The 9441-nt window shown below is 63.6% G+C and carries 6 protein-coding genes; 1 reads left to right on the top strand and 5 read right to left on the bottom strand.

Going from position 1 to position 9441, the window contains the following annotated elements:
- Positions 1 to 121: 121 nt before the first annotated feature.
- The 4 genes from rsgA to VQ042_RS23370 all read right to left on the bottom strand — a co-directional run bounded on the left by rsgA (position 122) and on the right by VQ042_RS23370 (position 7868).
- Complete coding sequence (rsgA, locus tag VQ042_RS23385) at positions 122 to 1156, bottom strand: ribosome small subunit-dependent GTPase A (protein ID WP_331822691.1); 1035 nt, start codon at positions 1154 to 1156, stop codon at positions 122 to 124.
- A 719-nt stretch (positions 1157 to 1875) separates the two neighbouring features.
- The gene (locus VQ042_RS23380) at positions 1876 to 4269 is read right to left on the bottom strand and encodes a solute carrier family 23 protein (protein ID WP_331822690.1); all 2394 of its coding nucleotides are present in this window, start codon (positions 4267 to 4269) and stop codon (positions 1876 to 1878) included.
- A gap of 71 nt (positions 4270 to 4340) precedes the next feature.
- The gene (locus VQ042_RS23375) at positions 4341 to 4724 is read right to left on the bottom strand and encodes a response regulator transcription factor (RefSeq protein WP_331822689.1); all 384 of its coding nucleotides are present in this window, start codon (positions 4722 to 4724) and stop codon (positions 4341 to 4343) included.
- Between the two features lie 3 nt (positions 4725 to 4727).
- Positions 4728 to 7868 (bottom strand): ATP-binding protein, encoded by a 3141-nt coding sequence (locus VQ042_RS23370; RefSeq protein ID WP_331822688.1) that lies wholly within the window; start codon positions 7866 to 7868, stop codon positions 4728 to 4730.
- Between the two features lie 205 nt (positions 7869 to 8073).
- Between VQ042_RS23370 and VQ042_RS23365 the strand changes: the two genes are divergently transcribed.
- A complete protein-coding gene (locus VQ042_RS23365; protein WP_331822692.1) occupies positions 8074 to 9078 on the top strand; it encodes a TAXI family TRAP transporter solute-binding subunit in 1005 nt (334 codons plus the stop codon).
- A gap of 154 nt (positions 9079 to 9232) precedes the next feature.
- On the opposite strand, the gene VQ042_RS23360 is transcribed toward VQ042_RS23365, so the two are convergent.
- The coding region (locus tag VQ042_RS23360) for a hypothetical protein (RefSeq protein ID WP_331822687.1) at positions 9233 to 9441 on the bottom strand (209 nt) is incomplete at its 5' end.

Below are 9441 nucleotides of genomic sequence, written 5' to 3'. Positions count from 1 at the left end.
TATCTTTCTTCATGGCGTTGCTCTCCGAAGTGGATTCGACACCCCGAGCCTACCGGCTCAAGGCGGGCAACGCCGCCACTTCAGAAGTTCAACATCGATCGGGACATCCCCCCACCTGATCTTAGCGCCTCTTGTTGCGCCTTCCGCCTGTGCCGTTGGCCCATGGGACCTTGGCGAGGTCGTTCTCGGCGTTCTCGTCCTGCAGCTTGCGCCAGCGGTCGAGCCGTTCTCGATCGATGGCTCCTACGACCACCGCCGCCTGGACTGCGCATCCCGGCTCATGCGCGTGAGTACAATCGCGAAAACGGCACTGCACCGCCTGTTCCGTGATCTCGGCGAACAAAATGTCGAGGCCGTCGGCGACGTCGCTGACCTGCAATGTCCGGATCCCCGGCGTGTCGATCACCCATCCGCCGCCTGCAATCGGATGAAGGGAGCGGGCCGTCGTGGTGTGACGTCCTTTCGCGTCTTCTTCTCGAATGGAGCCGGTCTCCTGCTGCGGTTCCTCGGTCACGCCGACCAGCGTGTTCACCAGGGTCGATTTGCCGACGCCGGATGAGCCGACCAGCGCGACCGTTTGCCCACGCTTGCACCATTGAGCCAGGGAGGGTGTCGTATCGCTCGATTTTGGATTGACGATCACCACGTCAAGCCCACGCTGCAGCGTGCGGGCCTGGCGCTCGTATGAGCCGAGATCGTCTGTGAGATCCGCCTTCGTCAACAAAATGACGGGCTCCATTCCTGCCTGGTTGGCCCAAGCAAGATACCGTTCGAGCCGGGCCGGACTGAAATCCATGTTGCATGATGTCACGATGAACAGCGTGTCGATGTTGGCCCCGGCAAGCTGCGGAACCGTGCCGCCCGAAACGCGACGCTCGATGACGGAGCGTCGCTCGAGGCGGCGCTGGAGAAGGAGGGTGGCGGGGTGGATAAGAACGAAGTCCCCAACGGCGAAATGGCTCGTCGTGACGTCGGACGTCAGGATCGGTTCGACCAGACCTTGTGGGGACAGAGCTGTGAGGCGCGAGCGGTGAACCCTCGCGATACGAACAGGCTCTAAATCCGCATCGTCCGGCGTGATCTGTTCGGCAAAGAACGAACTCCAGCCCAAGGCGGAAAGCAGCTCATGCTCTGCGGTTTCGGCTCGCGTGATCAATGGGTCGTCCGATGAGAAAGGGCTGTCACTATCTGATCTCCGATATCGAGGCGGAGCTTTCTCGCCATCATGTCTTGTTCCTCAACGAGTGAAAGCCTCAGATCCGGACGTATCATCGAAACCAGTTCGGTCTCGAGACAAGATCCCGCTCAACGCGCGATCGGATGTGCTTCAGAACCACGTCCAGATCGCGGGCGGCCTCCCTCGGACGGAGTGCATTTTGGCCGACGAGCAGACCGTCACCGTGCTCCCACTACTAGACTACCGGTCACCGACAACGAGATTGCGGCCGGAGATCCACAAAAGCGAGGTCGAGACCAACGACTGCAATCTGTTCCATGACTTCCGGCTTCCTTCGATTAATGGAGGACGCCAATACTTGGCGCTCACATTGCCGCTGGGAGGGGCATCCACTCCATCAACAACCGACGGCTGCTCGAGCCGATCGGTAACATCCCGCCCGCTGAAGCAGAAGCCGCATACTATGCCGAGCTTGAGGCCATGCCAATCGCTGCGTAGGACTCAAACCAAACGGTCTCCGGGAAACCCGGCGCGCTTCAGTCGCCACCCCGACCATTAGCCCGGCGATGAAAGACACCTTGCGGCTGGGGCGATCGAGCAAGGCTCATCATATCTCCTGATCGCAGCCATCCTGGCCGCCTTCAGGCAGACAATCCACTCAGCCCCTGTGCAGATTTGCCGAGCCACCTCTGACGGCGCTAATGGATGAAGTCCAGCCGCACCGTATTCGAGGTCTCGTCGCTCGATAACGTGACTTTGCAGTCATAGCGCTGCTGGACGTGACGCTTCAGCGCAACGAGCGCCGTTGCGTTAAGCCCGCTCCCGACATCTTTGTCCGACGCCTCCCACATCATCAGGATCGATAAGTGGAACTCGTCGAAGCGCATCTCGATGTCTACCTCGGTGAAACCGCTCGACTGTCGCACTTCCTCGCACAATTCGATCAGCGCAGGCACGGCTCGGCCGATGACGTCGCCCCGCGCACCCCAGGCGGCGCCGTTGCCCTCGACGAAGCGCGTGATGGGCTCGCGCAGCGGCGAGAGCAGCGAGACGCGCCGTCGCGCTGTGGTTGAGACACCGAACGAGAGGATCATGTTGAGGCCGACGGCGAGCGTCGTGGACATGGCGAGGGAGCTGCTGACGAACGCCTGCGCCCAGACCGGCGCCCCGGCGAACGCGTCTGGTACGATCTCGACGCCGACGCCGCCGATGATCGCCAGCCCGATGACAAAGGTACGCCGGGCGTCGAGCATGCGCGAGACGATCAGCTGTGTGCCCGACGTCACCAGGTAGCAGGCGACGTAGATCAGGCCGGCGCCAATCACCGGAGACGGCATCAGGGCGAATGCGGCCATGAGTTGCGGCATGACCGCGAGCGCTAGGAACAGAAATCCGGTCGCGACGCCGATCACGCGCGAGAGGGCGCCGGTCGCGATCGACAACCCGACGTTGCCCGCGCCGATGCCGAGACCGACGCCGCCAAGAAGGCCCGCGGAGATGTTGCCCAGGCCGTCGGCCATGATGCCCCCGCCGATCGAGCCGGTCTCCGGCCGCTTCCAGTTCCGGTCACTGGTCTTCTGGATGCTGGTGACAAGCCCGGCATTCTTTATGGCACCTGCCATCGCCGCCGCAAAGAAAGGGATCACCAGCAAGAGGTCGAACTGCAGATTCAGGGTCGGTCGAGAGGGCAGGCCGAACATCGGCAGATCGGCGATGCCTGCGAGTTGCGCTCCGCTGATGATTCCGGACGCCAACGACAGCGCGAAGCCGGCCAAGAGGCCGATGAGCGTCGAGTAGAGCCGCAGCTGCGGATACGAGCTGACCGTCAGCGCGATGATCGTGACGATCGTGACGAGGCCAACCGCGATCTCCGAGAGGTCGCTGACCTCGTCGCCATCGCCGAGACCTAGGAATCGGGATAGCGCGACGCGGATCATCGACAGCCCGACCATCAGGACCACCACGCCTGAAACCTCGGGCGGGAAGATCTTCCGAAAGCGCGAGATCACCTGCGAGAAGAAGATGCCGCAGAGTCCGGCGAAAAGCGTCATCCCGAACACCAGCCCGAGCCCGCCCGTGCGGGCCGCGATCAGGCTCGGCGACAGGAAGACCGCTGACGTGATGTGCGGCATCAGAAAACCCGAGCCGATCGGCGGCCCGGCGCACGACTGCAGGAACGTCGCGATCGCCATCGCGATCAGTGAGTAGCTCGCAACCGAGGCGGCCTGGAGCCGGTCTCCCCCGGCCTCGAGCGTGACCAGGATCGGGTAGGCGAGCGACATCAGTGCGATCAGCAGGTGCTGGAAGGCGAGTACACCCGTCGAGACGAGCGGCGGCCTTTCGCCGACGCCATAGGTCACCTCGGTCGGCTTCTGTTCCTTCGCGACGAGCACTTTATTCAGACGCGCGACCTCCAGCGCAGTCGCTGCCTGCGAGGTCAGGGCGTTGACGATCTGAAGGTCGCCGGCCGTGTACTCGTGCGGCTGCGCTGTGCCGACGACCACCACCCCGAACACTCTGTTCCGGGCTTTGAGTGGACTGCAGATCACCGAGGCGAAACCGTGCTTACTCGCGATCGGCCTGTCCGGCCCGCCGGCCTCATTGACGATCTCGCCCTTGCCGGAGCTGAGGACCGCCCCGATAAGGTCGTCCTCGATGCTAAGAGACGAGCGGCCGTCGAAGTTGTCGCCTTCGGCCGAGATGATCTCGAGACGCCGCGTCTCGTCGTTGATGAGCAGGACCGAGACGCCATCGCACCGGACGAGCCGCTTGACCTCGTCCCGGATGAGCTCGCCGATCTGCTCGACCTCGACCGCCGAGTACAGCTTCTCCGAGACGTTGTAGAGCATTGTCAGCTCTTTGTACTTCTCGAGAGAGTCGGCAGCGATCGCGCGCGCCTCCCAGGCCTGCTCGGCCAGAAGCTCGAGCAGGCGAGCAAGCTGCGCCGCGTCCCTGCCGAAGACCGAGCCGAACCTTTCGCCCCGGAGCGTCATCTCGACGGCCATGCCGCCGACGAGCGCGGCGTCTCCATGCAGCAGTCTTCCCTCGGCGTCGACAATGGCATACGGGCCGGCGGCAGCGTGCGCGGACATCAGGCGAGCGACCCCTCCGCGCCGGAGAATGCGTTTAAGGAAGCTCGGGTTTTGAACGTCAAGCAGCCGCATCAATCGAGGCCCAGGATCGCCTTCGCCCTCTCCACCAGCTCGTCAGGATCGAACGGCTTGGTGATGTAGTCCGCCGCACCGGAGCGCAGACCGCGCTCGCGATCGGCCTCCTGGCCCTTCGCGGTCAGCAGTATCACGAACACATTGCAGAGGTCCGGATCGCGGCCAATCGCCTCGCACACGTCATAGCCGTTCATCTTCGGCATCATGACGTCGAGCAGGACGAGCGAGGGCCGCTCCCGCGTCACGATCTCGAGCCCTTCGGCGCCGTCCTCGGCCGTGAAGATCTCTATGCCATAGTCGTCTTCGAGATCCTCGAGGCTTTGCTCGATCAGCGAACGGATGTGAATCTCGTCGTCGACGATCACGATCTTGCTGGTCATCAATCACTCCGATTGGGCAGTTTCCGGTCGAATGGGCGAACGGGCGGCCCCGATCAGCACGCCCCATACCTGCGGCGTCTCCAAGATTTTCTGCAGGTCGAGCCGGTCGATGCCCTCGGCGGGCAGAACCAGCGTCCCGGAGAATCCATCGGCGAGTCGCTCGTCGACGGCGTCCAACCGGCAGCGCGTGATCCGAGGCTGCATCGGACGCTCCGGCAGCAGGGTCTCGCTGCCGTCGATCTCCACGACGAGGTAGTCCTGCTCTTCGTCCGCCGGCGGGTCCGAATCGTTCTCCGGGTCACTGAGCAGGGCGCGGACGCTGGCGAGCAGCTTGTCCTCGTCAACCGGCTTGGGGATCGTGGCGTCGCCATCGGCCTCGTCCGATTGTCCGAACGCCGAGACAACGACGATCGGGATCTCGCGCAGCGACGGGTCGCTTCTGAGCGCCGCGATCGCTGTCCTGCCGTCTAGGCGCGGCATCTTTAGGTCCATCGTGATCAGGTCGGGCCGGCATTTGCGCACGAGCGCGAGGGCACGCTCGCCGTTGGCGCAGGCGGTGACCTCGAGGCCCTCGTCCTCGAAAAGCTGGCGCAGGTAGCGTCTGGTGCCGGGATCGTCGTCGACCACCAAAATCGAGCGGCGGCGGTGGCCGCGGTCGCTGGACGGGACTGCGGCCGGGCGAGCAAGCGCCGCCGCTTCCACCGCGGCACCGGCTTTCGGCAGTGTGAAGTAGAAGCGGCTGCCCCAGCCAAGTTCGGACTCGACCCCGATCTTGCCACCGTAGTGCTCGACGATCTGCTTGCAGATCGACAGTCCCAGTCCGGTTCCGGTCGGCTTGTCGGCCAGCGTGTCCTGGGCCATGACTTGGTGGAATTTTTCGAAGATCTTCTCCATGTCCTCGGGCGGTATGCCCGGCCCCGTGTCAGTGACGCTGAGCTCGACGAAGCCGGCTGGCAGGACCTTGACCGACAGTACAATCTCGCCCGTGTCGGTGAACTTTGCAGCGTTGTTCACCAAGTTCAGCACGACTTGAAAAATCCGGTCGTAGTCGGCGCAGACCTCCGGCAGATTCGGCGGCAGGTCCAGCGACGCTTGGAGTTCAGGCTTCTCGGCGAGCTGGCCGCTCGCTGCTTTGAAAGCCGCCTTGGCCAAGTCCTGGATAGCGAAGCGTCTGTCGTTCCATTGAACGGTTCCGGCCTCGATCTTCGACAGATCCAGGACTTCGTTGATTAGGCGCGTAAGTCTCTCGCCTTCGCTCTGCACGACCTCAATGTTCTCCGCGATCCGGGACCCGCGCCGGGAAAGGGTGGCATTGCCGTCGGCGAGCGGTGCGAAGTGCTTCCGGAAATCCTTGCCGACGAGCTTGGCAAAGCCGCGCACCGAGGTCAGCGGCGTCCTGAGCTCGTGCGAGACCGACGAGAGGAACTGTGACTTCAGCCGGTCCATCTCCTCAAGCTCGGCTTGGCGCTTCTGCAGGGCCGTGATGTCGGTGTAGACTGCGACGGTCCCGCCGTCCTCGGTCTTGCGCTCGCTGATGCTCAGCCAGCGGCCGTTGCTGCGCTGCTGGACCTGCGAGCCCGAGGGGGAGCGGTGCGCCGCCATCCGCTCCTCGATCCAGAGTTCCGGGCCTTTGTCGATGCCGAGGATGAGCCCGCGCTCGACCGCCCGGCGCAGGATCATCGCATACGGTGTGCCGAGTTCAGGAACGTCGGCGCCGTTGTAGAGAAGCTCGCCGTAGCGGCTGTTGCGCAGCAGCAGGCGATCGTCGGCGTCGAACAGCGCAAAGCCCTCCTGCGTGCTTTCGATCGCATCATCGAGACGGCGCCGCGCCTCCTGGATCTCGCGCAGGTTGCTCTTTTTCATCTCGACCGCAGTGGCGCGGAACACCGTCAGCGCGCTCGCCATTTCGCCGATCTCGTCGCGGCCGACCACGGGCAGCGGGGTCTCAAGATTGCCGCCGGCGATCGCTAGCATGGCGCGGCGCAGGCTCTCCAGTCGTGCGATAACGTTGCGCTGGACGTAGAGCCAGACGATCAGAAACGAGCCGACGAGAGTCAGTCCGACGAAGGTGAGTAGGATCGCGGCGGTGATCCTCTGAGTGGTGCTGACGTCGGCGTTGGCCTCCAGGATGTTGGTCTGGGCGGTCTCCACGAGCCTGTCCACGGCTTGTGAGAAGCGTCCGGCTAGGGCCGCGCTTTCTTCGAGCGCTTTGGCGCCCGCGGCCTCGAGTTGCAGCTCGACGAGCCGCGAGCGCGCGATGCTGTTGTCACCATCGGCGAAGGCAGCGAGCCGCTCGAGCACGGCCTCGGCCGCGTCCTCGCCGTCCGGACTGCGCAGCCGGCGGAGCTTGTCGAGGGAGAAGCTCACTTGAATCGCGCGCTCGGGTAGCTTCGAGGGGTCGCCGGCGTTCGCGATCTCGACGAGGCGCGTCGACACAAGCGCAACCTCGTGCCAGGCTTCCGTCAGCTGCTGGTATAGCGACTGCGCCTCAATCAGCGCCATGCCGCGCTGCTGTCGCAGGGCGCTTCCAGCTGCGATCTCGTTCGTAAGCTGCCGCAGGTCCTTGATACGTTCGGCCACCCTGTTCGCCATCGGCTCGACGATCGCCGACAGCTTGGTAGCCGCGGCCTGCGCACGCTCGAGCTGATCCCGTTTCCGGCTGCTGATTGCGAGGCGAGCAGTGACGAGCCGGTCAAGCGCGTCCAGCGTGTTCCTGAGTTGTGCTGCCGCTCGCCGGATCGACTCGATTGGCTGCGTCTCGATCTCGTGCTGCGAGAGCTGGCCGAGGAGGCCGTTCAGCGTCTCGAGATCCCCATGCAGCTTCGCTAACGTCGCCGCTTGTTCCTCCGACGACTCCGCCGCCAGCAAGGCCGGGGCGGCGCCCACGATCCGTTCGGCTTGACGGGACAAGTCGAGTGAGGCGATCGCGAGCGGGACGCTCGTGCCGGTGATCGCGTCAAGCGCGTGGTCGACCCTACTGAAGGAAAGGATCGAAACCGCGGCGGCCAGGACAACGAGCACGCTGATGCCGAGGAACGCCGCATAAAGTCGCCCCCTGACGCCAAGGCGCGCGGGGCGCGGCCAGCTCTGCGCCGCAGTCAGGGTCAATGGTTTTCGAGCGGCAAAACCCGAAGCTTCGAACACTACGTCCTCCCCGAGCGCCGAAGCCCCGCCTGCTTCCTCCTCAACTTAACGGTCCGATTGACAACGGCGCAAGACGCCAATAAATTTTTGCCGCAAGGGAATGTGGCTTAATTCAGGTTGTAGCGGTTGCCAGTTATTGAGGAGCGAGGGCTTTTCGTTGGTCGTAAGCGATCGGCAGTACACGTACTCGTTCGGAGGGAAATCTATGCTCCCGCTTACCCAGCACCTCGTCGGAGGACTCCTCGCCCTGGCGCTTTTTCCGGGGTTTGCGGCCGCACAAGACCTTCGATTCTTCTCGATCGGCACGGGCGGGACCGGCGCGACCTACTATCCCCTCGGCGGAGCAATCGCGAACGCCATTTCGAACCCGCCGGGCTCGCGGCCCTGTGATGAGGGCGGAAGCTGCGGCGTGCCGGGGCTCATCGCCATTTCCCAGTCCTCCCGCGGGTCGATCGACAACATCGACGGCATAAAATCCGGTCTTTTCAATTCGGGCTTCGTGCAGTCGGACGTGGCATACTGGGCCTATACCGGCACCGGGCCGTTTACGGGTCAGACGCCGGCAGAGGATCTGCGTGCCATTGCGGCTCTTTACCCCGAGCACATTCAGCTGATCGCTCGCAAGGACGCGGACATCGGCTCGGTCCGAGACCTGAGGGGCAAGCGGGTCTCGCTCGACGAGCGCGGCTCGGGCTCCTACGTCAACGCGATTGAAATTCTCCGGGCTTACGGCCTCAGCGAAACCGACGTCGATGTTCATTTCCTGAAGTCGGCGCCGGCATCGGACGCGATCATCGCCGGTGACCTTGACGCCTTTTTTATCACGTCGGGATATCCGACGAACGCCATCATCGAGCTTACGTCGCGGGCCCCGATCACGCTCGTCCCGATCGACGGCGCTGAGGCCGAGGCGATCGCAGAGGAGTTCGGCTTCTACAGCGTCGATACCGTGCCGGCCGAAAGCTATTCTGGCATCTACGCGACCGAGACGCTGGCCGTAGGAGCGCAATGGGTGACGTCGGCCGCCGTCGATGATGACTTAGTCTACGAGATCACGAAGGCTCTCTGGAACGACCAGACGCGCAAGCTGCTCGATGTCGGCCATGCGAAAGGGACAATGGTGACGCTCGAGACGGCCCTCGACGGCATCGCCATACCGCTGCATCTGGGTGCGGAGCGATTCTATCGCGAAGTGAGAACGCGCGAGTAGGCACTCTCTACATCTGGATGGTGGTCTCGGTGTGCGCTTCTGGTCAGACCGCGGCTCGCCCGCGAAAGTGCCTTGGGGGAGGGGAGGGGTCTGACGTCGAACCTTCTCCACGTTAAGGCATTGATTATATATATAGGACGACCGCCCTCATTTCTCAGTTGTGACAGTCTCCTTCCCCTTCCCGCAGCGTGCCCGGATCACCTGGAGCAATGCCTTCGCCTGAGGCGTCAGGCGATCGTCCCGGGCAGCCTAAGGGGTTCGCCCTGAAAAACCCTTGGATGCCCTGTGCTTCAGGGATTCCCATCGGGTTTGAAGTATTGGAGAATGCCGGAAACCGATCCTGACCCGATTGATTTCCGGTGT

The organism is Aurantimonas sp. A2-1-M11 (assembly GCF_036549475.1).
Lineage (GTDB): Bacteria > Pseudomonadota > Alphaproteobacteria > Rhizobiales > Rhizobiaceae > Aurantimonas.
This window is presented reverse-complemented; position numbering and strand designations above follow the sequence as displayed.